The sequence below is a fragment of the Nocardia sp. X0981 genome, from assembly GCF_977089955.1.
In genome coordinates this window covers 4,847,649-4,874,007 of sequence record NZ_OZ372435.1, presented here as the reverse complement: position 1 = coordinate 4,874,007, position 26,359 = coordinate 4,847,649, and the positions used below count along the sequence as shown (strand labels likewise).

The following is a 26,359-nucleotide window of genomic DNA, read 5'->3' as shown; positions in this document are numbered from 1 at the left end:
AGCCGGTCGGGAGCTATCCGCTTCGCGATCAGTAGGGCCGCGCCCTCGCCGGTGAGTTGGTCCGGTGCCGGCGGTCCACTCACCGCCGGTGGCCACCAGTCAGCGGCGGCGTCCGGCCCTGCTGCACACACCACTTCGCGACGGACGCTAAGCGTCTCGCACCACTACGGAGGTGGGCAGGACGCTGACCTTCAACGGATAGACGCGGTTACCGAAACGGGCACAGGATCCGGCGACGTCGGCATGTACTTCGCTGGGGTGGACGCCGAGCCTGCGGCCGATATGGTCTTTCATCGCGATCTGCGCCAGCCGGTCGGTACCGTCGAGGGCGTAGATCGCGGCGACGGTCCCGGTGAGCCAGTCGAGTTCGTCGACCTGCGCCCGGGTCACCCGGGTTTCCCCGTTCTCGGTCCGGGACAGGCCGGTGCCGGCGACGAACACCCGGTCCCGCAGGAACGACCGGCGCTCGGCATGGTCGAGGGCGGCCAACGGGCCGGTCGGCACGAGCGCGTCGACGAGGTGGAACGCGACCAGCACCCGGTCCTCCCGGCAGACCTGGACATCGAAGCAGGGATGCCTACGCTCGCCGTCTTCGAAACCGGCGAACCGGGCACGAACGGTCAGCTTTCCCTGCGCCGGTAAGGGCTCGTACAGGTCCAGTGTCGTGATGCGATGCGGGTAGCCGACCAGACCGCGGTCGATATCCGGTGACCAGCGCCAGAGTTCGGCGTGCGGAACGACATGGGTGCACGCGTCGAGGAACCCCTGGTGTAGTTCCCCGCGCGGGACGCCGCCGTGCGCCGCGTCGAGGATACCCACCGCCTCGGTCGCGCCGAACTGCAGCGAGAGTAGGTAACGGAAACGCGGTCCGTGGCTCAGCGCACCCGAGGCGTACGGATCCGGCGCCGGATGCGGGTCGGCGGGGTCCGGCCAGGCGACCGGCGGGGGCGTGCTGGGCTGTGGGAGAAGCACGGCGGTAGCGGTCGGCTCGAACCGCGACAGGACCGGGGTTTTCGCCTCGCGCCACACCGACACCGTCACCGCTAGTCCCGCACCGGTCCGTCGCACCTCGGTGCGCAGCTTCGTCGGGCCGGGGAGCGGGGTCCAGCGTTGCAGCCGCAGGTCCCGCAACGCGCATGCGGTGCCGAGCCGACGTGCGGCCGCGAACATCCGGTCCACGGTGGACATCAGGGGGAGCGCCGGCACGGTCCAGGTGGGACAGTGGTCGGTCACCCAGGTGTCGATACGGGGGTCGAGGAGTTCTTCGGTCCGGTGCGGCTCCGCGGCCACCAGCCGAACCGACAGCGCCGGGACCTCGTAGATCTTGGTGCCGTCGACCCACAGTGCGGCGTCGGCGACGGCCAGGCACGTGGTCTCGCCCCACTCGATACTCGAGACGGTCAGCTCGATCGTCACGAGCTGATTGTCCGGAGTGACCTGCCCGCGGTACTTCCAGGTCAGAGGTTCACCGAGGGCGACCGATTCGAAGCGCATACCGGCGGCCGGTGCCTTGTCCCGGAGTACGAACCGCAGCAGCCGGACCATCGCTTCGACACCGAGCGAACCCGGTTGCACCGGATCCTGGAAGAAATGCGCCCGGAAGTACCATTCGCCCGCGGTGATCTCCTTGGTCGCGACGACGCGGCCCAGCCCGGCCGGCCCCCCATCCGGGTGGTACGCGACGATCCGGTCCCACAGGCGCAATGTCGGTCCGGCCGGCGGTGCGGTGTCCGGTTCGCGCACCGGATCGCCGGTCGCGGCGAGACTCGCGCGTTGCGCCTCGGTCGCCGGGAGCCCGGCCTGCTCGGCGAAAGCCTGCTGCGGAAAGAACCCGAAAACGGTCGATGCGGACAGCACCGGCGCACCATCCGCCTCGCACACCACATCGAATGCGACGATGATCATTCCGGCATGGGTCGAGAGGCTGCGCAGCACCGCTGTCGTCCGCACGATCCGGCTCGCCGGTGTCACCTCGCCCACTACGGTGGCGGTGCCGTCGAGATTGCGGAACAGCACATCCTCGTCGGTGGACAGCGCGCACCCGGTGTAGGACGCCAGCCAGCCACACGGCTGGAGCGCGACTTCCATCAGCACCGACACCGGCATCACCGGATAGCCGTTCTCCTCCCAGTACCACGCTCGCTGCGGCACGTCGTACTCCGCGACCACCCGGGCACCCGGCCGCATCGTCGCCGGCGGTGTGTCGACCGAGACGATCCGGGAAACGAAGAGGTAGGGCGGGCCCGGCAGGCGCGCCGCGCGCCGGGGCCCGTCGAACGGCACGTACATCGCTCCGAATGCCGCGCTGGGCCTCCCCAGCGCCGAGGCCAGCAGCGCCGACCGATCGGCCACGAGCGGACCGGGATCCCGATTCCCGGCCACGGCGGGCGCGATACCGGCCAGCGGCCAGTCCGGTACGAGACGGAGTCCGACCCGGCGAGCGTGGAACGCCTTGACTCCGTCGACGGTGCACAGCACATCGGCTGTCAGGGTGGGCACGGCACCACCGGAGACCTCCGCGACGAACACCTCGTACACGATCTCCCGGCTGCGCGGAGTGACCTGGCCGCGACACCGCATCGGCACCGTCCGGCCGGTCACCGGCTCGAAACGGTATCCGTCGGCGTCGATCGTATGGCCGAGCGCGGACAGATAGAAGGCCATCGCCTGCAGGCAGCCTTCGAGCATCAGGGTGCCGGGCATGCACGGGTCACCCTGGAAATGCCCGTCGAAATACCAGTCGTCCGGCGATACCGGAGCCGTGGCCCGCAGATATCCGCGCCGCCACGGCCCGCCGCCGGGCGCGAACTCGGTGATCTCACGCAGGAACAGCATGCGGCCGTCGGCGATACGCGGCGTGCGGACATGTGCCCGGGTACGCCGCCATCCGGGGCCGAAACACCTATCGGGCCGTCCGCTCGCGAACGCGGCGATCTGCTCGGCGGTGAACGCGCGGTGCGCGCTGTCGCGGACCGGCGGGTCGCAGGGGCGGGCCGAGTCCGGGGCGTCCGCGGCCGGATCCCACAGCACGCCGCTGGTGGCGGCGAGTTCCGCGTCGGTGAAGAAGCCGGCCTGACCGCTGCGCACACTGAGCCGGAGACTGCCGTTCACGTGGCAGTCGTAGCGGAAGAAGCACAGGCGCGTACCACCGTGTTCCCCGTGGCCGTCGATATGGATGTCGAAGGTCAGGGTCTCTCCGGGTTCCGGTGGGCTGCCGTGGAAGGTGACCTCACAGCCGAGCAGCCGGTACACCCGCTCGCCGCGGTTGAGCAGGTCGATACCCATCCAGCTGATCAGCAGCAGATCCGCCTGCCCTGCTTCGATCATCAGGCCGGCGGGCATCCGTCCGGCCGGATCGAGGTACCAGCCCTCGGCGGTGACGTCGGTCTGGGTGTGGATCGTTCCGGTGCCCAGGCGCCCCGGTTCGGCGTCGATACCGGTGACCCGGTCGGCGAGCAGCATCGGTGGTGCCGGCATGCGCACCTGCCGGCGGAAGCCGTCCTGGGCCCGGAACAACGGGCCGAACACGGCCGAGACGGGTCCGGTGGCCAGGGCTTCCAGCTGGGCCCGGTCGAACGAGGGCAGCCGCCGCGACGTCACCGGGGCGGCGCTCGGCGCTGCCGGCCCGGCGGTTCCGGCAGCAGAACCGGCCGCGGTGGAAACGCTCCTTTCCGGAGGAATACTCGGCGGCACCGGAACGCCCGGTCCGGCGCCGCGTGGCGTCCGGCGCAACAATAGATTCTGGGTGTATCCGGTCACTGCCAGATAGCGCCGGTGCGCTGCGGCGCGCTCTTCGAGGTGCTGTCGATGCACGCGCGCGACCTCGGCGAGCAGGACGTTCGCCGGGATATCGGGGACCGGCCCCGGCAGGACGCGCGTGGTCGGCGGCGCCGCGTCGACCGGAGCGACCGGGGAGACAACGCGAGTGGGGAGAGGCACCGGTGGCAGAGCCGGAGCGGGTGCCATCGTCTCGGCGGGCAACAGCTCGGGCAGGGTGATCGGCGGCGGGTGCGCGGCGACACGAACGCACCGATCCGTCTGCGAGGCCGTGGTATCCAGGGCGCCCAGCCGCTCGAGGAGGTCGGTGTAGTGCGCCTCGACACCGGCCGCACGGAGTTCACCGAGCGCGCGGACCAGGCTGCGCTGCGCGCGGCCGTCCGCGGAGTCCAGCGCGACGGCCACATGGTCGCGGTCACCGAGGATCCGGGAGATCCAGCCGGTACACAGGGCACGCGGACCGTGTTCGATGAACACCCGGACCCCATCGGCCCACGCCTTCTCCACCGTGGCCACGAAATCGATCGTGCCCACCGCCTGCTCGGTGATCGCGTCGGCGGCGGCCTTGCGCGACACGGTGTAGGACGATGCGCTCGCGCAGGAATAGAAGCGGATCCCGGGCACGTCGGTAGTCGGCCGGTCGTGCAGCCGCCACCAGGGGTCCCGCACCTGTTCGACTTCCGGGATATGGACGGCGATGTCGTAGCCGAGCGGCAGAGCGGGCACCCCGTCGAGCCTGGACAGCACGCGGGCGCAGCCCTCGGCTTCCCCGCCGATGACGCACGCTTCGGGGGCGCTGATCGCCATGAGCGCAACGGTGGGCTCCCCGGACAACGCCGCGCGCACGGTTTCGGCGTCGGCGCTGAGGAGGTAACTCGACCACCGGCCGTCCGCGATCCCGTGTTCGCGCCAGGACCGGCGCACGATATCGAGGTCGCCGGCCACCTCCCGGGTGAACAGTGGTGACCGTTGGGCGTCGGCGACCAGCCGCGGCACCTCGTCCCATGCGCCCATCGCCACGAGGGAAGTGGTTTCGCCGGACGAGTAACCCAGCACCGCCGCCGGTTCGAGGCCGAGAATGCCGCGGGTCAACTCCGTATGGAACTGGCCGAGCAGGGACGCGCCCCAGATCTGATCGAGCACATGAGTCGCGTCGGCGCCGGTGCCCGTGTAGGCCCAGCCGGCGAAATCACGGAGCGGACCACAGCGGCGTGCCAATCGGCCGACGATTTCCGGGAAGGCCAGCAGGACATCTCGGCCCATGCGGGGATAGCATGCGGAACCGTTGGTGTAGACGAACGCGACCTCGCCGTCGGTCGGCCGGTCCCGGAAGGAGACACCCTCCGGGCGTACTCCGCGTTTGCCGAGCCAGCGGGCCGCGCCCGCGAGGCGGGCCGCGAGCTGGTCCGCGTCCGCGGCCGCGACGACCAGCCGAGCGGGACCGTGGTCCCCTTCGGCTCCGGCGCGGGCGGCGGCGAGCGCGTCGTGCGCATCGGCGCCGGAGTACACGTAGTGGCGCACCGCTGGTTCCGTGGTCCACGGCACGACCTCGGCAGCGGTCAGCGTGGTTTCGGCGGGGGTGGTGCCGAGTGTTCGGACGGCAACGGTGGCCTGCCGGATGCCGAGCGCCGGATCGGCGGTACGGCCCGCCCGGGGTACGGCACCATGGCGTAACGCGACGGTCGCGCAGGCAACCGCCAGCAGCCCCTTCGCCGCATGCGGGGCACCGAAGAGCGCGGCCGGGTCGAACCGTTCGCTTTCCCCGCCCTCGGCCGGCGGTGCATCCCCGACGACCAGACCACCCGCCGCGCCGGAGTCCGCGACGACGGCGAGTAGCTCATCGCCGTCGCGGCGGGCATCGGCGGCTCGTTTGAGCACGAGCACGACCGCCGCATCACCGGGTTCGGTGTCGATACCCATCTCGCGCGCCGCGCTGCGATGGACCGGTTCGTGCGAGAGGTCCACCGCCCCCACGAGCACCGCGTCCGCCGAACCGTCGCGCAGTGCCCGGCAACCCAGCTCCAAGGCGACGAGGCCGGACGCTTCCTCGGCCGAGACCGTGAAGCCGGGCCCGGACAGATCGAGATGGGAGTTGATCCGGTTGGCGACGATATTGGGCATTGTGCCCAGTACCGCGGGGGCCGCCAGCGGCGCGGCGAAGGCATCGGCGACACGATCGCGCGCACCGGCTTCCGCGCAGTGCGCGGCCACCCGCACCCGGGCCGGATGGCGGGCGACCTCGGCATCGCAGCCCATTCCGATCAGTACCGTCGTCCGCTCCCGGGGCAGAGCGACGCGGCCGGCGGCCTCCCGGGCGGCTTCCAGCACGGCGATCTGCTGCCCGAGCGTCTGCCGCAGGTCGGCCGGCGGGGTGCGCAGACCGTCCAACTCCACGTCGTACTCCGTGACCGGCTCGCGGCGGCGCACTCCGCCCAGCAGGCTTTCGCGGAATTCCGCGTAGTCGCGGCAGGGCCCGACCCGTGCGCCGATCGCGACGATCACCACCTCCGCCTCCGCCTCGGCCTCGTGCGCCGGGCTCGCGAGGCGTGGCGGGACAAGTGCCGCGGCGCTGTCACCCGGGCCCGGATCGAGTACGAGGTGGGCGTTGTTGCCGCCGAAACCGAAAGCACTGATGCCCGCACGGCGCGGCCCGTCCCAGGGTTCGGCTTCGCGCAGCAACCGCAGGGGGGTACCGGCCAGGGCCGCGATCGGTTCGTCGGCCTGAAGTGTCGGCGGCCGGATACCTGTTTCGAAAGCACCCAGCACCTTCAGCAGCCCGGCCATGCCGGCAGCGGTGACGAGATGCCCTGTATTGGATTTGACCGAACCGATCGGCAGATCGGGTGCCGCCCCGAACACCTCCGCCATACTGTGCGCCTCGGTTTCGTCGCCGAGCGAGGTGCCGGTGGCGTGGCATTCGAGCAGTGATACCGACTCGGGTGCGATTCCGGCCGTCGCGTAGGCGGATCGGATCGCCCGGAGCTGACCGGCACGGGAGGGGACGAGAAGGCCGGCGCCCCGACCGTCGTTGGACAAACCGATCCCGCGGATCACCCCGAATACCCGCACATCCGCCACCAGCGCGTCGGACAGGCGCATGAGTGCCACGAATCCACCGCCCTCGGCGGGGACCAGCCCATCGGCGTCCCGGTGGAACGGCCTGCTGCGCCCGGTGGGGCTCAGCGCTCCGAGAGCACTGAACGCCAAATGCACCGCGAGGTCGTCGACGCGGTTCACCGCGCCGGCCACCATCATGTCCGCGGTACCGGCATGCAGCCGGTCGCAGGCGAGTTCGATCGCGTACAGCGCGGAGGCACACGCCGCGTCGAGCGCGAACGCGCCACCACCGAGCCCCAGCGCGGCGGCGGCGAAGTGCGCGGGCATGGCCGAGGAGAACCGGTTCAGCGCGGCCGGTGTGTCCGGGAGCAGCGTCGGCAACTCCTCGCGTTGTCCGGCCAGCCAGATGTGCTCCGCGTACCGCGACAACCCGTCGGTGGGCATGGACAGATTGCCGAGGACCAGACCGGTCCGCTCGCGCGGCCTGTCCTCGCCGGCTTCCCGCAGGGCTTCGCGGACACCGTGCAGCACCCAGTGGAACGACGGGTCGAGCCCGGCGATCTCATCGCGCCCGACCCGGAACCCGTCCGGCCGGAAGACGGTGTCGAAGCCGTGCACATAGCCACCGGCGACGCTGCGCACCGGAGCCGGCGCCGGCCCGACGACCTGCGCCATCGCGGCGTCCGGCAATCGCCACCGGGCCGGGGTCGCGGTCGAGATACTGAGCCGGCCGGTGACGATGTTGTGCCAGAACGCCTCGGGTGTGAGCGCATCGGGCAGTACACACCCCCGGCCGACCACCGCGATGGGCTCGAACACTGTGGCTCCTCCTAACCGGCGATATCGGGCCGGGCGATGAGCCGGACCCCACCCAGTTCGAACAGCGGGTGTCCATCCGTCGTGTGGACCTGGACATCGCAGTGGGCTTCGCTGTGTCCCACTGTCCGGCCGGCGCGCACGATCACGCGCGCCGCGCCGTCGAGCGGACCGGGGACGAACAGCCGGAACTCCGCGACTCCCATGGGCAACACGGCGGTCCCGAGCACGTGCTCGGCCCACAGCGTCGCCAATTGCAGCGCCCCGTCGACCGCGGCCGGGTCGGTATGCCGGTGGGCCCGCGGCCAGTTCCGGTCGCGGGTGCCGGTCACCACGCCTGCCGCGCCGGCCGGGGCGACACCGTCGACACCGGTGAGAACCTGGAACGCGGGTCCGTGGAAGAGCACTTTCCCGTCGTAGATGTCCCGGCCCAGCGGGTGCAGGCCGGTCGGTTCGGTCCACCGCTGCGGCGCGGTGCCGGATACGGTGGCCCGCGCCCGGAAATGCGGGCGTCCCTCCCGGCCGGATACGGTGAGCAGCAGCGGGCCCGCCGGGTCCGGACGGTCGGCCACCAGCCGCACGAGCGTGGCGCGTACCGCGAAATCGTCGAGCGCGATCTTGCTCAGCACTTCGAGACCGGACACGGTGAGAATGCCGCCCGCCAGGGCCGCCCGCGCGACACCGGCGAACCACTCGAGTACCAGTGCCACCGGCACCACCGGCACCCCGCCGATCCGGTGATCGACAAGGTACTCGTGGTCGCGGGCCGTCACGGCCAGGTCTCCGCCGGTGCCGCGAGCCTCGGCCGAGGCCGGGACCGGGTGTCCCGCCGCCCGCACCACACAGCCGGGGCCGCCCTTTTCGCTCAGCTCCTCGACGAAGGCCGCGGCACCATCCGCCAGTGATATCAAGGGAATACCCGCGGCGTCGAAGTGCGCGGCGAGCGTTCGGTCCACCATGCCGCCGTCCCAGGGGCCCCAGGCGATGGCCCGCACCGAGCAGCCCGCCCGCCGGTGCTGTTGGATCGCGGCGAGTTGGGTGATCACCTCGTTCGCCATGGCGTAATCGCTCTGACCGGCGTTGCCGTAGCACGCCGACACCGAGGAGAACACGCACAGCAGTTCGAGCGGATCGTCGTCGACCGCGGCGAGCAACGAACGCAGTCCACCGACCTTCGTCTCGAAGACCCGGTCGAACTGCTCATCGCTCTTGTCGCCGATCGCTTTGTCGGCGAGCACACCCGCGCCGTGCACGAGCCCGGTGACGGGTCCCCATTCGGCGCGGATACCGGCCAGGGCGGTGCGCACGGCTTCGGTGTCGGTCACGTCCACGGCCACATAACGCACCGGGGAGCCGGCGGTTTCCACCGCGCGGAGCGTTTCGCGGATCTCCCGGGCCGCCAGGGCCGCGCCGACCTCGGCCCGGATGCGCCGGGGATCGGGCGTGGTTCCCTCGGCCCGCAGCCGCGCTATGACGGCGTCCCGGACCGCTGTCTCCTCGGATGCCGCGGACAGCCAGTCGGGTTCGTCGGTGAGCGGTGTCCGGCCGAGGAGGACCAACTTCGGCGCAGCGGCCCGGGCGAGTGCCCGGACGGCCGCGGCGGTGACCCCGCGTGCCCCACCACTCACCACGATCACCGAATCCGGCCCGACTGCCGTTGCGGGTGCCCGGTCCGGCGTGACCGGGACGGTTTCCAGTACGGTCCGCGTACCGTCCACGGCCAGGCCGACGTCGGTCTCGGTACCGCCACCGAGCAGTTCTCCCGCGATCATCCGCGCGATCTCGGCGTCGGTGCCGCCGCGGGTATCGCAGTCGATCGCCTTCACGGTGACGTCGGGCCACTCCCGCCCGGCCGTCCGCGCCAGAGCGGCCAGACCGGTCGGGGCCGGTGCGATACCGGACAGGCCGAAGTCGCCTCCGGTGTCCTGGACGGTGACGAAGAACGCGGGCCCGGCGCTCCGCTCGGCGACGAAGGACCGCGCCAGCCGGAAAGCATCCCGGTCGGCGGTGAGCGCCGCGTCCACAGTGGGTGTCGTGCCGAGCGTGCCGAGGTGGATCAGGCCATGGATATCGGCGGTGGGCCCGGCGGCGACGCGGGCGTCCACTCCGGATTCGACGAGTTCTTTCGCGAGCAGATCCGCGATACCGGGCGTACCGCCGGTGACGGCCACCCGGCTGCCGAGCAGACCGGGCAGTGCGAGCCCCGGCGCTACGCGCGGGGCCGGCCGGACCGTCAGCCGCAGCGGCGGCATACCGGCGTCGTCGAGGAAGGTTTCCGCCGGCAACGCGCCGGCCATGGGTAGGGGCGGTGCCGGGAGATCGCCCGGCGGTGGTTCGCCCGCCGGAACGGCCGCCTCCGGCGAGTCCTCGGCACCGAGCAATCCGGCGACCTGCGCCAGGGTTCGCGCCGAGCCCAGTGTGACCGCATCCACCTCACGGATACCGGGGAAACGCTCCCGCACCGACGACAGGATCTCCACCCGCTTGATCGAATCGATACCCAGATCCGATTCCAGCTCCATATCCACATCGAGCACATCTGCGGGATAGCCGGTCTTTTCCGCCACCACCGCCAGCAGACCGGCCACATCCACCGAGGTGGGGGAGTCCGGTGCCGGCGCATCGGCCGGCGACGGCTGCGGGTCACGGATCTCGGGTGCGGCGGGAGGGATAGCGGGAGCGGCCGGCATCGGCTCGCCCTGCGGTAGTGCGCGGGCGATCGCGGCAGGTCCGGGGGCGCCGTTCGCCGTCGGCGGGCGGTGGTCCGGCGCGGCGGTTCGGTATGCCACCGAAGGATGATGGTCCGGCGCGGCGGTTCCGTATACCGCCGCGGGATGGTGAGCCGGCGCGCTCGTCGGGTGCCGGTGATCCGGCGGCGCGGCCGCCGGTGGCGGAAACGCCGAGGGGGGTGTTCCGCCGGCGAGCTGGACCAGCGCGGCTTCCGACATACGCAGAGCGGCTTCCGACATACGCAGAAACGCCAGATGCGATTCCGTCATCGTCTGCTGGTAGGCGCTGTGGGCTTCGCTGGCGAGCCGTTGTGTTTCGCGGAGTGCATCGAGCCATTCGGAACCGGTCGCGGCCGGCCGGCTCGACGGGGGTGCCGCGGTCGCCGGTACGAGCCCATTGCTCGCGGGCGGCGAGACGAATCCGTCGCGGTATGCCGTCGATACCGATCCGTCCCGGGGCGCCTGCGGCGCGGTCCACTCGCCGGCGAACCCGGTGTCTGCGGGCACCGGGTGTTCGTGACCGGCCGGCGGGGCGGACGCGGGCGGGTTCGGTGGTGGCACAGCGGCCGAGCCGCCCGCCGGTGGGTAGGGCTTGCCGTAATTGGTGCCGAGCAAGTTCACGGCTGCCGGAGACGGCTCGCTGCTCACTTTTTCCTCCTCCGGTTGTAGGTCGTAGGCGCTCCACAATGCTTCGAAGTCCATGCGCAGACCCCCGACGGCCAACCGCGCCAAAGCATCGTGCAGGTTGTCGGCCCCCCGGGCCGCGCGGTCGAGGCTCACCACCAGGTGCTCGCGTCCGGCAAGGACCTCACCCACCAGCCGGGTGAGCGTCGCACCCGCACCGACCTCGATGAACGTCCGGATCCCGGCCGTGTACATGGCTTCGATCTGATCGACGAAGCGGACCGGGACCGCGAGCTGCTCGGCCAGACCGGCCCGCACCGCGTCCGGATCGGCCGGGTACGGTTCGCTGCGGGCGTTGCCGTACACCGGAATTCGCGGGGCCCGCACGGCAACCGCGTCGAGGGTTTCCCGCAACGGCGCGGCCGCGGCGGCGACGAGCGGGGTGTGGAACGCGCCCGCCGCCGCGACGCGGCGTACGGTGTGCCCGGCCGCGGTCGCCTGCTGTTCGAACGCGGCCACCGCGCGCACCGCACCGGATACGACGACCTGTCCGGGTGCGTTGTGGTTGGCCACCCACACTCGGTTGTCCGCGGCGGATTCGACCAACGCCCGAACTTCCGCGAGGGTGCCGAGCACCGCGATCATGGCACCCGGCTCGGTCGCGGTGTCCCGCATCAGTTCGCCCCGCCGCCGGGCCAGCTTCAGCAATGTCGCGGTGTCGAAGCACCCCGCCGCGTGCAAGGCGACCAGTTCGCCGAAACTGTGCCCGCCCAGAGCCTCCGGCCGCACGCCGAGCGTATCCAGGACCGCGAGTGCGGCCAGGCTCTGCGCGGCGAGCGCCGGTTGCGCCCATTCGGTCCGTGTGAGCCGGGCCTGCTGCGCCGCGCGTTCCTCCGCGGTGAACGCCGGCGGCGGGAATACGACCCGATGCAGCGGCTCCGCGCCGGAGCGGTCCAGGGCCGCGACCGCATCCCAGCTCTCCCGCGCGGCCGGCAACGTCATGGCCAGTTCGGCGCCCATCCCGATGTACTGGCTTCCCTGACCGGAGAACAGGAACCCGACCGGCCCGGGTTCGGCGACCTGCGCGCCGTAGTACATCCCACCGGGGCCCGCGAACGATTCCGCGGGTCGCGCCGCGATCCGGTCGGCCACAGCATCCAGTGTCGCCGCGAGATCGTCGCCGGTGACGACGACGCCGAGGCGTGCGGCTGCCGCCGGGTCGAAGGTCTGCTGGGTCCTTCGTGCTACGGCGACCACTCCGTCCGTCGTGTCGGCGAGCGCGCGGGCCGCGGCCACCAGCGCGGCCGGTGAATCCGCGGACAGCAGTACCAGTTCGCTCCCGGCCGCGCGCATGCGCGCGGCCGGGCGTGCCGACCCTGTCGACGGCACGTATTCCTCGAGCGTGACGTGAAAGTTCGTGCCGCCGAACCCGAAACTGGACACACCGGCCCGCCGAGGGTGGCTGCCGTCACTGATCCACGGGCGTGCCGTCGTGTTCAGATAGAACGGGCTGTCGCGCAGTCCGAGCGCCGGGTTGGGCCGATCCACTTTGATGGTCGGCGGCAGGACTTTGTGGTGCAGTGCCAGCGCCGCCTTGAGCAGCCCGGCCGCGCCCGCGGCGTTCTTGGTATGCCCGACCTGCGATTTCACCGATCCCAGCGCACACCATCCGGTGTCGGCGCGGCCGGTCTCACCGAATACCGTCCGCAGGGCGGCGACCTCGGCCGCGTCCCCCGCGGCGGTGCCGGTTCCGTGCGCTTCGACCAGCTCGACCGTGTCCGGGCCGTAGCCGGCCATCGCGTAGGCACGCCGCAGCGCCCGCGCCTGCCCGGTGGACCGGGGCGCGTAGATGGCGCCACCACGTCCGTCGGACGCCGTACCGATACCCCGGATCACCGCGTAGACCCGGTCGCCGTCGCGTTCGGCGTCGGCCAGCCGCCGCAGCGCGAACATCACCACGCCCTCGCCGAGGATCATGCCGTCGGCGTCCGCGGAAAAGGGGCGGCAGTCCCCGGTCGGTGAGAGGGCAGGGGTCTTGCTGAACGAGGTATAGGTGACCGGATCGTTCAGGGTGTCCACCCCACCGGTCACCACGAGATCGGCCTGCCCCAGCGCGAGCTCGTTGATCCCGCTCGACAGCGCCGCCAGGGAACTCGCACAGGCGGCGTCGGTGGTGTAGTTGCTGCCGTGCAGGTCGAACCGGTTCGCGATCCGGCCGGCGACGACATTGCTGAGCATGCCGGGCAGGCTTGCCTCCTGCCACGGCACGTAGTGCTCGGCGATCCGGTCGCAGATCTGCTGGGCCCGGTCCTCGGGGATACCGCTCTCGCGCAGCGCGGCGAGCCACACCGGACGCTCCATCCGCGCGGCCATCGTGGTCAACAACTCCAACGCGGAGGTGCCGAGGACAACGCTGACCCGTTCCCGGTCCACACCGGACATCCGGTGCGGTTCGAGCGAGGAGAGCAGGCGTTCGGCCACGACCAGCGCCAGCAGCTGACTGGTATCGGTGGCCTCGATCGCCTTCGGCGGAATACCGAAGGCCAGCGGATCGAACGGCACCGGCGAGAGGAAAGCCCCGCGCCGGGCGTAGGTTTTGTCGGCCGCCGCCGGGTCGGGGTGGAAGTAGTCGTCGACGAGCCAGTGTGTCGCCGGGATATCGCTCACTCGATCGGCGCCGGAGACGACCGTTCGCCAGAACCCGTCCGCGCCGGGCTCGCCCGGGAGTACAGCGCTGACACCCACGATGGCGACCGGCGGTACGGTCCTGGCAGCACTTTCGGACATGGTCGGGCTTCTTTCGGTCGAGCTTTCGTTACACGAGTCGTCGGGGCGCGAAATCGAACGCGGTCGACGGCACCGGCACCCCGTACGTACGTAGCTGGTGCGCCCTGGTGAGTACGGCCGCGCCCTCCAGCAGATTGCGGGCGACCTGCACGGCGTGGCGCTGCGCGGGGTCGGCCAGGAAACTGCCCGCCACCCAGTCGTTGAACGCGCCGACCGCCGGCCCGCACCACAGCTGGTAGTCGGCGCACCGGGAGTCGTCCCCTTCGATCGCCCACCAACTGGACCGGCCCAGGTACCAGCGGAAAACCAGTGCCATGCGGTGCTTCGGTTCGGTGTCGGCGCGAGCGACCTCGGCGGGATCACGGTCGAGCCAGTAACGGCGCGTTCGCTCCCAGATCTCGGTGAGCGGCGCCCGGAAGATCGTCCGCTCCAATTTGTCGCGTTCCGGTGCGGGAATCGCTTCGAGTGACTCGAAGTCCCGATAGAGCTCGTAGAGCAGGTTGGCGCGGTTACCGAAGAGTGTCCCGCGGCGCAGCACCTGCACTTTCACGCCGAGTTCGAACATATCCGACGCCGGCGCCATGATCACATCCGCGATATCCGCCTGCGCGAGTAGCTGTTTGGCCGCCGCGGAAACCCCTGCCTCGACACAGGTCTGGTTGACCGATCCGGTCACGACGTAGGCGGCCCCGGCCGCGAACGCCGCCGCCACACTGTGGGGGGTGCCGATACCGCCGGCCACGCCGATCCGCACGAGGCGCCGGTACCCGGCTCGTGCGGCGACCCGCGCCGCGAGCGCGAGTATCCGCGGCAGCAGCGATACCAGCGGCCGGTTGTCGGTGTGCCCGCCGCTGTCGGCCTCGACGGTCAGGTCCTCGGCCACCGGAACGTGCGCGGCCAACTCCGCCTCGGTGGCGGTGAGCCGGCCCTGCGCGCACAGCATGGCCAGTATCCCCGGAGGTGGCGGCGAGAGGAACTTCTCGGCGACCTCGGGCCGGGAAACCTTGGCGAATACCTGCCGGGGGCGGACGATACGGCCGTCCCCGGCGCGGCGCAGGCCACTCGTGGCGAGTTGCACCACCGGCGGCGTCAGATCCATGAACGCGGACGCGGATACGGTGGGAACGTTTTCGCGGATGAGCAGATCCGCCATACCCTGTTCCCATTCCGGATGCTGGGGTGCGTGGATGAGGTTCACACCCCAGTTGGTCCGGCTGCCCAGAGCCGCCCGGATGGTGGTGATGGCCTGCTCCACCCGAGGCAGGGGCAGGCCCGCCGCACCGAAAAAGCCCAGCATATCGGCCTTGCCCATGGCGACGACCAGCTCCGCTGTCGCGATCCCGTTGGCCATTTCCCCCGCCACATACGGAAAACGAGTGCCGTGCCGTTCGTTGAACGACCGGTCGCCCAGCCATTCGGGGTACAGCGGGGGCAGGGTGGCGAGCACCCGATGCCCCTCGGGCTCGCCCGTCACCGCGGTGATCCCACCCGTGGGCTCGGCCACGACGTGCACATGTTCCCGTATCCGCCGAACGACCTGGTCGAGCGTTATCGCGGGTACCGACGCGGTCATGACGCCGTCTCCGGCAGCGCCCGGCCGTAGGTAGGCATCGCGCACGCCTCCGCGGTTCCGGTTTCGAAACGGAAAGCGTCGTGGTTGCCGGGTCGTGGTCTCGGGTTGCGGGGTGCCGTCACCGGGTGGTCTCCGATAGTGCCCACCGCCGGTCCGTGAGCACCTCGCGCAGTGCGTCGGCCAACTCGCCCACCCGGGTCTCGGAGAGGATGGTGAAATGGTTGCCGGGCACATCCACGACCCGGAACCGGCCGGTCCGCACCGTATCCCAGCCCTGGGTCGGGTCGCCGAGCGGTACCCGGGGGCCGCGCTCCGGGCCGAAGACGATCGGAAACGCGCCCTCGGCCCGCAGCAGGGTGACGGGCAGATCTGAGCGCGGTGGCCGGTAGCCGATGTTCGCTTCGAGGTTCGCCTGGTACACCCGCAGGATGAACTCCAATTGACGGCGGGCGCCGCTGCCCCGGCTTCTGGTCAACTCCTGACATACCGCGTCGCGCCGCTGTTCGAGCGGCAGCTCCGGATCGAGGACCAGCTCGTTCCCCGACGCACCGGCCGCTGCCCGCACCATCGCCGCAAGCTCGTCCAAGGCGGCCCGCTCGTCCCAGGGGGGTGTGGATTGGCCGGCCAGCGGAACGTAGGTGTCGATCAGCACGACCTCGCCGACCTCCTCCCCGGCAGCACGCAGCCGGCAGGCGATCTCGTAGGCGATCAACCCGCCCAGCGAATATCCACCGAGCAGATACGGCCCGTGTGGCTGCGCCGCGCGGATATCCCGGAGGTAGCGCTGCGCAAGCGCCTCCACCGTGTTCAGGGTCGGCTCCGCCCCGTCGTGACCGGGTGCCCGCAGCGCGGTGAACGGCCACCACGGGCCGAGGGCAGCGGCCAGTGTCCGGAACTGGTAGGCGATACCGTTCACCCCGGGTATGCAGAAGAAGGGGCGTGGCGGCGTCAACGGAACGGCCAGCAGCGGGACCGGCGCCGGAGCCGAGGCGGTGCTCGGCGCGGCGGGCACCGCCTCGGCCAGCCGTCGCGCCGCGTCCTCGATCGTCGGGTTCTCCAGCAGGATCGTGGGGTGCACCCGGCAGCCGAGCCAGGCGGAGAGATCCAGGTGCAGCGCGGCGACGGCCAGCGAATCGAGGGGGAAATCATCGAGTGAGGCCGCTGGGTCGATCTCGGTTTCCGCCAGGTCGAATTCCCTGGCCAACCGGCCGACCAGCCATGCGCTGATCTCCGCGGCAGTGCGACCGGGGACGGGGGCGGACCCATCGTCCGGGCCCGACACCTCCTCGGAATCTCCGGGGGCGAAATGCTCGGCGACCAGGTCGCGTGCGTGCGCGATCGTCGTTTCGATCATCTCGAAGCCGAGCAGCCCGCCCACATGGTAGGTCCGGCGAACGCCCTGCCGTCCCTCGAACTTCTCGTAGACACCTTCGGCCAGATCCGCACTCGCGAAATGCGGGAAGTACGGCCAGCGCCGCACCAGTAGCACCTCGGTCACCGCGCCACCGAAGCCGATCACATCGTCGCGCAGGTTCGCCACGATATCGTCGGGTCCCAGACCGTCGGCACCGTAGGAGTAGCAGATGTAGACATCGGTCCCGGGGTAGCGGTGATGGAAGGAAACGCAATGCCCCGGTCCGGGGCTGGCGTCCCCGGACCGCACGGTGTAGTGGCCGTTGCGGGGTAACCCGGTGATCCGGCACAGCACGGTGTAGAAGTCCAGGCGCCGGATCTTGCGGGCGAGCGCGCGCTCGGCCAGCGACATGTCCAGCACCCCGTCGAGCCGGTCGAGGGGGACGGCCAGCACGAGGTCGTCGGCATGAACGATCCCGCCGTCCGCGAGTTGTACGGCCACGCTGTCACCGCGGCGGTCGATCGCGGTGATCTCGACACCGGTCCGCACATCGGCCAGCTTCGCCGCGATACGTTCCCACAGCGCGCCGAGGCCACCGGCGATCGTGAACGCGTTGGCGTGGCGGGTACGGGTCGGCTCGACCGACAGCTGACTCACCGTCTCCGAGACCTTGAGGAAATACAGGGCGGGCAGATCGTCGGTGAGATAGCCGTATCCCGCCGAGGTGTACACGGCTCCGAGGGAGGTGCCCATCGCCTCGAGATCGTTGTCGCGCAGCCACTCTCGTGTCGGCGCGGCCAGGGCCCGGGCGGAGTGCGCCAAACCCGGACGGCCGATATCGGGAAAGGTTTCGGCGCGCAGCCGCATATATCGTCCGACGACGTCACGGGTGGCGAACGCCGTCCTGGGCATCGCGGCCGTGAAGGTCCGGGTATCGAAGATATGCGGGGCGATGATGTCCTCGGTGTCCAGGCCGAACTCGTCGGCGAGGGCGATCACGTGCTCGTACCGGTCGTTACACAGGTGCGCGCCGAGATCATAGGCCCGCCCGTCGACCTCCACCGAGACCGATTTACCGCCCACCACCGGCTCCCGCTCGAGCACCACCACGGTGTGCCCGAGCCGCTCGAACTCGTGCGCGGCGGCCAGACCGCCCGGCCCGGCGCCGATCACACACACGGTCCGGCCGCCTTCGGCGCCGTTCGCGACGCGCGGGGCGGACAGCGCGGGTGAACCGGTACCGACGGGTTCGGGCCGGAAGGTACGCGCGGCGTATCCGGCGCGGTAGACGAGGGCGCGGGCGTGATTCATCGACGCCGCTTCGAAAGGAGAACGAGCGAGCGCGATACCGAGGCCCGGCGGGGCGTCCGCCGGATCGAACGGTGACTCGGCGGCGGGATCCTCCTCCGCCACCAGATCCAGACGCAGCTCACCGATCGTCCGGAACGGATAGGACGCCGCCGACCAGTCTGCCGACGGCGACAGCGCGGCCTGATTCGCCGCGGCGTCGTCACCGAGCGGATGCAGCTGGATCTGGAACAACCCGCGGAGGGAACCCTCCGCTGCCATGCGGCGAACCTCGTCACGTAACAAGGTCGACGACCGTCGTTCACCCGGCGCCCGCATCAACCGTTCGATCGGTGGCACCACCCATCCCCGGGGCGTGTGGTGGCCGATATCGGGCATATCCTCCCCGGGCACCAGCCGGTACCGCACCAGCCAGGGCCGGCCCGTCCCGTCGACGTACTGCTGCGGCACCTGCGAGTTGAGGTGATAGCGGTGGTACGGATGCGGATCCCGGATCGCGTCCAGCGCCGGCGCCAACGCTCCGGGGGTGGCGCGAACGAGCTCTTCGCGCGCCGCGTCGTCGCGGAGCATGAAGAACTTCATGAACGTCCACGCGTTCGGGGCGAATACGCGATAACCCGTGTTGAACGTCAGGTTGAACGGCGAATCGCCGGACCCGTCCGGATCGAACCAGCGCAGCGACAGCCCGCGGATTCCCGGGGCGAGGTCGTCGCTCGAGACACCGTTGCTGTACCGCGCCAGTACCGGGTACCGCCTGCCTCCGGCGAAGAACGGGTGCACCGGCGTACCCGGGGTGTCGAAGAAATCGATATGGCCGCGAACCACGATCCCGGGTGCGTGGAAGGTCCGGGTGCGCGTCAGCTTCCCCATCGCCGTCACCTGCGCGAACTCCGCCAGCAGCTGCTGGAAGTCGTCGTCGATATCGGCGAGCCGAGGATCGTTCGCGCCGGCGGAGAAGGTCAGGCCACGACTCATCGGGTGACCGCCGCGATGGGCCGGTCCTCGTTCTCCCGGCGCAGGAACTCCGCGCGGCACACGGCACGGCGGACCTTTCCGCTGGTCGTCTTCTGCACCAGTTTCGGGCCGACGAGCACCTCATGGCAGGCGAGGCCGTGGTCGTCGCGCACCCGGCGGCGGACCGCGCGACGGATATCGGCGGCGGTGTCCTCGTCGAGTTCGGCGCCGGTGGTCTCGACGAGCACGATCAGCCGCTCCGAGGCCGCACCGGGCAGCGGTGGTACCGAGAAGGCGGCGATCCCGCCGGGACGGATCCGAGAATGAGCGGAGCGGACACTGGCCTCGATATCCTGCGGCGCGTAGTTGCGGCCGTGGACGATGACCAGATCCTTCAGCCGGCCGGTGACGAACAATTCACCCTCGTGCAGGAAACCGAGGTCGCCGGTACGCAGGTAACGACGCGGGTCACCGTCACCGACCACAGCGTGGAACGTTTCGCGGGTCTGTTCCGCGCGTGACCAGTAGCCGCGGGCCTTGGTGGGTGAATCGACCCAGATCTCCCCGATTTCCCCGGGCGCGCACGGTTGTCCGGTCTCCGGGTCGACGATGCGTACCCGAGCGTCCGGTTTGGTGACCCGGCCGCTGCCGTACAGAAGCACGGGTTCGCGGCCGTCGGTGGCGGTGGCGGGCACGGCCCGGCCCTGCTCGAGTTGATCACGGTCGAAGGCCACCGCGCCCCCGCTGCCGACGGTGACACTGAGCGTGTGCTCGGCGAGCCCGTAGCCGGGGTGGAATGCCTGCCGGGACGCGTCGCTGCTTTCGAAAGCCGCGAAGAACGCCTCGACCGTCGATACGAGGACGGTTTCCCCCGCGGTGCCGAATCTGCGTACCGAACTGAGGTCCCAGCCGGCGCGCTGTTGCGGAGTCGTCTTGCGGACGATGAGGTCGTAGGCGAAGTTCGGCGCGGTGGTATGTGTGCCGCCGACCCGGGAGAGCACCTCGAACCAGATCGCCGGCCGCTGCAAGAAGTGCAGCGGTGAGATCAGATAGGTGCGATCGGCGTTTCCGGCCAGCGTGTTGAGCAGGACGCAGACCAGTCCGAGGTCATGGAAATGTGGCAGCCAGCTGACCGCGACGGTGTCGTCCCCGAGTTCGAAGTCGGCGGCGAGGGCGGCGAGTTCGTGGTGGATATTGCGATGGGTGACCACGACCCCCTTCGGGGAGCCCGTCGATCCCGAGGTGTACTGCAGGAAGGCCGGTTCGTCCGGATCGGCGGGCCGGTACCAGGAGCGGGGTGACTCGTCCTGTTGGTCCGAGGCATCACCGGGCCACAGCCAGGGCAGCTCCGGCCACTGTGGTCCTTCCGGTGGAAGCGGTACCGCATCGACCATGGTGCGGTAGGCGGCGTGCGTCAGTATCGCCCGCGCCCCACAGTCGCGCGCGATACCCGATAGCGCGCCGACTTCTTTCGCGAGGGCGAACGGGTTCGGTGGCGGGAGGGGAACCGGAATCACACCGGCGGCCAGGCAGCCGAGGAAAGCGACGATGAAATCCAACGAGGGCAGGTGCAGCAACAGCACCCGATCGCCGGGTTCGATCCCGGACCTCCGCAACAGCGCGCGGACGTCTTGTGCGCGCTCCGCGAGCTGGTGGACGGTGAGGTGTTCACCATCGTGGCCGTGCTCGTCGACGAAGACGAACAATGTGCGCTGCGGGTCTTCGGCATGGAGGGTGGCGAAAGCCGATACGACAGTGATTTCGGGCTCCATCGTGAGCAGATCCTTTCACCACGGCGGCAGGTAGTGCTTGTTCAGCCATGGGCATCCCGCGCGGCGTCAAGTTAACTCGTCGTCTGCTCGAATCTGTTTCCATGCCTGGGAACAGGCCTCGTCCGTCGGTGTTCGATACCGAGGGGATGGCGCCCGAAACCACCGCCGCCGGTAAATCTGCGCACCGCACGGACCGTGCCCGTGCGGAAATTCCGCAAACCAGCAGATCGGATGTGTAACTTCGGGCTAGCTCTCCCGCTGCCTGCGGCGGTACCGCACCTGGCACGGTTGTTGGAGCTGCACCACCATCTTGGAATGGTCGTTGCGGTAGGACTCCGCCGGCTGCGCCATCTCGAATTCCCAGTCCCGCAGCAGGACCGAGAAGATCGCCTTGAGCTGCATCAGCGCGAACGCCGCGCCGACGCAGCGGTGGCGGCCCGCGCCGAAGGGGATCCACGTCCATCGGTTGACCAGGTCTTCCTGGTTGGGGTCGATATAGCGGCCGGGATCGAAACTGTCCGGATTCGGGAAATCCTCGGGTAGCCGGTTGGAGATCGCCGGGGTGGCCGCCACGTGGTCGCCGGGTTCGATCCGCCGCCCGCACACCTCGAACTCACCTCGGGCCACCCGCATCAGGATGATGAGCGGGGGATGTAGCCGTAGCGTCTCCTTCAGGACGGCTTCCAGCCGCGGGATCTGCCGTAGCGCGTGGAAACTCACCTCTCGGCCGTCGGCGTAGAGCTCGTCGAGCTCCTTCACCACCCCCGACAACACCTCCGGATGGCGCAGCAGTTCGATCACCGACCAGGCGGCGGTGCCCGAGGTGGTGTGATGACCGGCGAACATCATCGAGATGAAGATGCCGGTGACCTCGCTGGCGCTGAAATGCGGTGTGCCGTCTTCTTTCTTCACCGAGACCAGTACATCGAGCAGGTCGCGGTCCGCTTTGCCCGCCGGCGGGTTCGCGATCCGCTCGTTCATGATCTCCTGGACGAGTTCCACCAGCTTCGCCCGCGATTCGTCGCGGATCCGGAAACTGTCGATCGGCAGATAGGGGTCCACGTAGGCCAGCGCGTCGGTGCCGCGTTCCAGGTTGTGGTACAGATGCGCGAATCGGCTGTCGAGTTCCTCGCGGAACTTCGTTCCGATCAGGCAGGCCGAGGAGGTGTAGATGGTGAGTTCGGCGAAGAAGTCCAGGAGGTCGATCTCGCCTTCGTCACCCCAGTTCGCGAGCATCCGGCCGACTTCGTGCTCGATGGTGGCCGCGTGGCCGCGCATCTGGTCGCCGCGGAGCGCCGAATTGTGCAGCATCTCCTTGCGTCGTTCCGGGCTGGCGTCGAACACCACGCCTTCGCCGAAGATCGGTTTCATGAACGGGTAGGCGGCGGCCTGGTCGAGATCTTCGTCGGCGGCGCGGAAGAAGAATTCGTTCGCCTCGGCTCCGGAGAGCAGGATGACCTGGCGTCCGGCGAGTTCGAACATGCCCACATCGCCGCATTCCGCGCGGACCCGGCGCATGAGCGCGATCGGGTCGGTGCGGAATTCCTCCAGGTGGCCGTGTTCGTGTTCGCCTCCGGACACTCGCGGCGGTTTCACCGAAGTCATGTGGAAATCCTTCCCCAGATTACTGTCCAGGAACTATGGTAGACACCTGTCCGGACAGTACTACGGGTCATTGCGTGCAGGCAAGGCATGCCCGGTCGCGTGATGCCGCGCTACCGCACCGGCGCGCGTCCGGAATGTCATACTTTCCGGACACCTGTACGGAACAGTGTTCGGCCGAGAGAGGCAAGTGAGAACAGGTCCATGAGCGGAAACCAGACCCTGTGGGGACGCGGCGCCGTGGTCGTCGGCGCCACCAGCGGTATCGGCCACGCCGTCGCGCACGCGCTGGCCGGCCACGGCGCCGGTGTGGTGGTCAACGGACGCAACGCCCCCGCGGTCGAACGCACCGTGAATTCGCTGACCCTCGCCGGTCACCGCGCGGTCGGCGTCGCCGGCAGCGCCGCCGACGAATCCACCGCCACCGAACTCGTCGACACCTGTATTCGCACCTTCGGCGCCGTCGACGTACTCGTCAACTGTGCCGGAATCGCCGAACCCGCCGGCTCCTCCATCCTCGACGTCAGCACCCCCGACTGGCGGGCTCTGCTCGACTCCCACCTCACCACCACGTTCAACACCTGTCGTGCCGCCGCCCCGAAAATGGTCGCCCAGGGCCGCGGCAGCATCATCAACACCAGTTCCTTCGCCTATCTCGGCGACTACGGCGGCACCGGATACGCCGCTGGGAAAGGCGCGGTCAACTCCCTCACTCTGGCCATCGCCGCCGAACTGGCCGAGTACAAGGTCCGCGCCAATGTCGTATGCCCCGGTGCCAAAACCCGGCTCTCCAGCGGCTTCGCCTACGAAGCCAAGATCATGGAGCTCTACCGGCGCGGCATGCTCGACGAGATCAGCAAGGACGCCGCCCTCGACGCGCCACCCGCCGACTACGTCGCCCAGTTGTACCTGTACCTGGCGGGTGCGGCCGCCGAGCGGGTAACCGGCCAGATCTTCGTCGCCGCCGGCGGGTTCGTCGGCCGCTACGACCGGCCCACCCCCAGCATCCTCGGCTTCCGGGACCACCACGACACCCCGCCGTGGTCCCAGGACGAACTGCACCGCATGATCGGCGGCCGAGCGCAGAGCGGCACAGTATGAGCGGGGCAGGCCCGGAAGCGGATCCCGGCCAGGTGGAGCCCTCGGCCACACCGGCTGGGCATCGTGGACCCGAATTTCCCGAGCTCGGCTGCTACGGTCTCGCCGGCCATACCGCCGATCCGCATATCCTGCTCGACGAAGCCCGCGCCGCCGAACGCCTCGGACTCGGCGCCCTGTTCCTGTCCGAACGGTTCAACACCAAAGAAGCGTTCGCCCTGGCCGCCGCCGCGGGCGCGGTCACCACCGACCTCGGTATCTGCACCGCCGCCACCAATCACAACACCCGTCATCCGCTGATCACCGCCTCCGCCGCGGTCACCCTGCACCGGCTCACCCGTGGCCGCTACAGCCTCGGCCTCGGACGCGGATTCGACGCCCTCTTCGACGTCATCGGCCTGCCCCGCATCACCTCCGCACAGCTGCGCGACGCCGTCGAGCTCTACCGGCGCCTCTGGCGCGGCGACACCATCGCGGCACACGACGGACCGGCCGGGAAATACCCGGTCCTGCACCTCGACCCCACCTACGACGAAGCCATCCCGATCACCCTCACCGCGATCGGTGCCAACACCCTGCGCCTGGCCGGGCAGCTCGCCGACGCCGTAGTACTGCACACCTTCTTCACCGACGACACCACCGCTCGCGCGGTGCGCACCGTTCGCGGTGCCGCCGAAGCCGCCGGCCGCGACCCCGCCGCTCTCCGCATCTGGTCGGTGCTGGTCGTCGTGGACGACACCCAGGGCGAGACCGCCCGGCTACGCAAACTCGTCGGCCGCCTCGGCACCTACCTGCAGGGGTACGGCGAGATCCTCGTCCAGGTCAACGGATGGGACGAGCGAGCGCTCGCCGAATTCCGGACGCACCCTCTGGTCACCGGTGCCGGCGGTGCGCTCGACGCGGTCGCCGACCCGGCGACCCTCGCAGCGATCGAAGACCTGCTGCCCGCGGAATGGCTCACCGCCTCCGCCGGCGGTACCCCCGAACAGTGCGCCGCGCGCATCGCCGACCAGTTCGCGACCGGCGTCGACGGCGTCATCCTGCACGGGAACTCGCCCACCGAACTCGCACCCACCCTCGATGCGTGGCGACGGCACCGTAACCCGGCCCGCTTCGCCGAGTTGCCGCCCAACCCCGGCAGGAGCCGTCGATGACCATCCCCACCGGTACCGCCGACCTCACCGCCGAATGGCTCACCGCCGTCCTCGGCCGTCCCGTCCACCATGTCACCGCCGAACCCGTAGGTACCGGCCAGATCGGCACCGTGCACCGGCTCCGGCTCACCGGCGACGCCGTCCCGTCCCGGCTACTGGCCAAACTCCCCGCCGCCGATCCCGGCGTCCGCGGCATGCTGTCCGGTGTCTATCGGCAGGAGGTCCGGTTCTACACCGAGATCGCCCACACCGTCAGCGTCGGCACCCCGCGCTGCCACTACGCCGAGATCCACGACGACGGAGCCGAATTCGTTCTCCTGCTCGAGGATCTCGCCCCGGCCCGCCCCGGCGATCAGATCGGCGGTTGCCCGGTCGAGCACGCACACGCCGCGGTGGCGAACCTCGCCGGCCTGCACGCCCCCCGCTGGTGCGACGAAACCTTGCTCGGTATCGCGGGATTCAGTCGTAACGGTCCCGGCGAGGCCGAGATGCTGCGGGAACTCTACGGCCCCGCCACCGATATCTTCCTCGACCGCCTCGGTGACCGGCTCGCCCCCGAAGATCACGAAACCCTGCGCGCCTGCGGCACGGTGATCGCCGACTGGCTGCTGGCCCGTCCCGAACGTTTCGCGCTCGTACACGGCGACTACCGCCTGGACAACCTGCTGTTCGGCACCGAGGACCCCCCGGTCGTCACCGCTGTCGACTGGCAGACGGTGAACCTGGGCCTGCCCGCCCGCGATCTCGCCTACTTCATCGCCACCAGCCTCGACGCCGGCGTCCGGCGCGCCACCGAGGACGATCTCGTCGCCACCTACCATCAGCGGCTCACCGAACAAGGGGTCAGCGGCTATACCATCGAGGACTGCCGCCAGGACTACCGGTTCGCGACCCTGCAGGTTCCGCTCGTCGCGATTTTCGGCGCCGCGTACGGCACCCCCACCGAACGCGGTGACGCCATGTTCACCGTGATGATCCGCCGCGGGTGTGCCGCCATCCGGGACCTCGATTCGCTGACCGCTCGGCCCGCGCCGATCCGGGCACACACCGATAGAGGCTGACCCGGCTTCGTTTCCGGGACCGCGTTCGTATCGGTATTGCGCGAAGCGCAGACAACACTGCGCAATTCACAACTGGCCCCGCCAGGGCCGTGGGGGAGAAACTCGCTCGTGTATCCGCACCAGCCGTACCCACCACAGCAGAACCCCGGGGACCGGCATATCAGGCCCCGCCCGTACCGGTGCCACTCGATGTCACCTTCGTATCCGGCAACACCACCAGCGGCAAGCTCAGCCGGGTCACCGCCCTGATGACCTGGCGTCTCCCGGCCATCTGGATCTTCCTCGCCATCCTGCCGGTGCTGCTCCTGGGCCGGGGCATCGCGAAATCGTTTTCTCGTAGCGCCGGTGAAGAAGTCGATTCCGGCGAGTTCTTCGGGGCTTTCTTCGTGGTTGTGGCTTTCGAACTGGTGGTATGCGTGCTCCTCACCGGATGGGGGATGCTGCGCGGCAACGCCAATGTCCGCCGGTACACCCGGCCCGGCACCCTCATGGCGGCCCGTTACGGCCACGACGCAGTGCACCTGCGACTGCCCCAGACCGCGTAAGAGCGACGGCACCGGGTTGCCCGTGCCGCGGCAACTGGTCCCGGATCCGGCCCTGGCGCTGATGCGAAACGCCGGCGTGCGGTCGTGACATGAACAGCCGTTGCCGGCCCGGCCCGGGGCCGGCAACGGAATAACCCCCGTGCCCCCG

Annotated in this window: 10 protein-coding genes; 4 read left to right on the top strand and 6 right to left on the bottom strand. The window is 70.0% G+C overall.

What is annotated here, in order from left to right; genetic code table 11:
- Positions 1-147: 147 nt before the first annotated feature.
- The 6 genes from ACYR7D_RS21305 to ACYR7D_RS21280 all read right to left on the bottom strand — a co-directional run bounded on the left by ACYR7D_RS21305 (position 148) and on the right by ACYR7D_RS21280 (position 22,356).
- Positions 148-7,653: a beta-ketoacyl synthase N-terminal-like domain-containing protein gene (locus tag ACYR7D_RS21305; protein WP_459546297.1), complete on the bottom strand. Its 7,506-nt coding sequence runs from the start codon at positions 7,651-7,653 to the stop codon at positions 148-150.
- An 11-nt stretch (positions 7,654-7,664) separates the two neighbouring features.
- The gene (locus tag ACYR7D_RS21300) at positions 7,665-13,790 is read right to left on the bottom strand and encodes an SDR family NAD(P)-dependent oxidoreductase (protein ID WP_459546296.1); all 6,126 of its coding nucleotides are present in this window, start codon (positions 13,788-13,790) and stop codon (positions 7,665-7,667) included.
- A 28-nt stretch (positions 13,791-13,818) separates the two neighbouring features.
- Positions 13,819-15,363 (bottom strand): PfaD family polyunsaturated fatty acid/polyketide biosynthesis protein, encoded by a 1,545-nt coding sequence (locus ACYR7D_RS21295; protein WP_459546295.1) that lies wholly within the window; start codon positions 15,361-15,363, stop codon positions 13,819-13,821.
- Between the two features lie 118 nt (positions 15,364-15,481).
- Positions 15,482-19,000 carry a thioesterase domain-containing protein gene (locus tag ACYR7D_RS21290; RefSeq protein WP_459546294.1) on the bottom strand — a complete coding sequence of 1,173 codons (3,519 nt, stop codon included), beginning with the start codon at positions 18,998-19,000 and terminating at the stop codon, positions 15,482-15,484.
- Complete coding sequence (locus tag ACYR7D_RS21285) at positions 18,997-20,751, bottom strand: fatty acyl-AMP ligase (protein WP_459546293.1); 1,755 nt, start codon at positions 20,749-20,751, stop codon at positions 18,997-18,999. The genes ACYR7D_RS21290 and ACYR7D_RS21285 overlap by 4 nt, the downstream gene beginning before the upstream one ends.
- Before the next feature lie 246 nt (positions 20,752-20,997).
- Positions 20,998-22,356 (bottom strand): cytochrome P450, encoded by a 1,359-nt coding sequence (locus ACYR7D_RS21280; RefSeq protein WP_459546292.1) that lies wholly within the window; start codon positions 22,354-22,356, stop codon positions 20,998-21,000.
- Between the two features lie 201 nt (positions 22,357-22,557).
- On the opposite strand from ACYR7D_RS21280, the gene ACYR7D_RS21275 reads away from it, so the two are divergent.
- The 4 genes from ACYR7D_RS21275 (at position 22,558) to ACYR7D_RS21260 (ending at position 26,211) form a co-directional block, all read left to right on the top strand.
- On the top strand, positions 22,558-23,454 hold the full coding sequence (locus ACYR7D_RS21275) for an SDR family NAD(P)-dependent oxidoreductase (protein WP_459546291.1): 897 nt from the start codon (positions 22,558-22,560) through the stop codon (positions 23,452-23,454).
- On the top strand, positions 23,451-24,605 hold the full coding sequence (locus tag ACYR7D_RS21270) for a TIGR03857 family LLM class F420-dependent oxidoreductase (RefSeq protein ID WP_459546290.1): 1,155 nt from the start codon (positions 23,451-23,453) through the stop codon (positions 24,603-24,605). Before ACYR7D_RS21275 ends, ACYR7D_RS21270 begins: the two co-directional genes overlap by 4 nt.
- Positions 24,602-25,666, top strand: coding sequence for a phosphotransferase (locus ACYR7D_RS21265; protein WP_459546289.1), 1,065 nt, complete (start codon positions 24,602-24,604; stop codon positions 25,664-25,666). The genes ACYR7D_RS21270 and ACYR7D_RS21265 overlap by 4 nt, the downstream gene beginning before the upstream one ends.
- A 179-nt stretch (positions 25,667-25,845) precedes the next feature.
- Positions 25,846-26,211, top strand: a complete 366-nt coding sequence (locus tag ACYR7D_RS21260) for a hypothetical protein (RefSeq protein WP_459546288.1) — start codon at positions 25,846-25,848, stop codon at positions 26,209-26,211.
- Positions 26,212-26,359 lie beyond the last annotated feature (148 nt).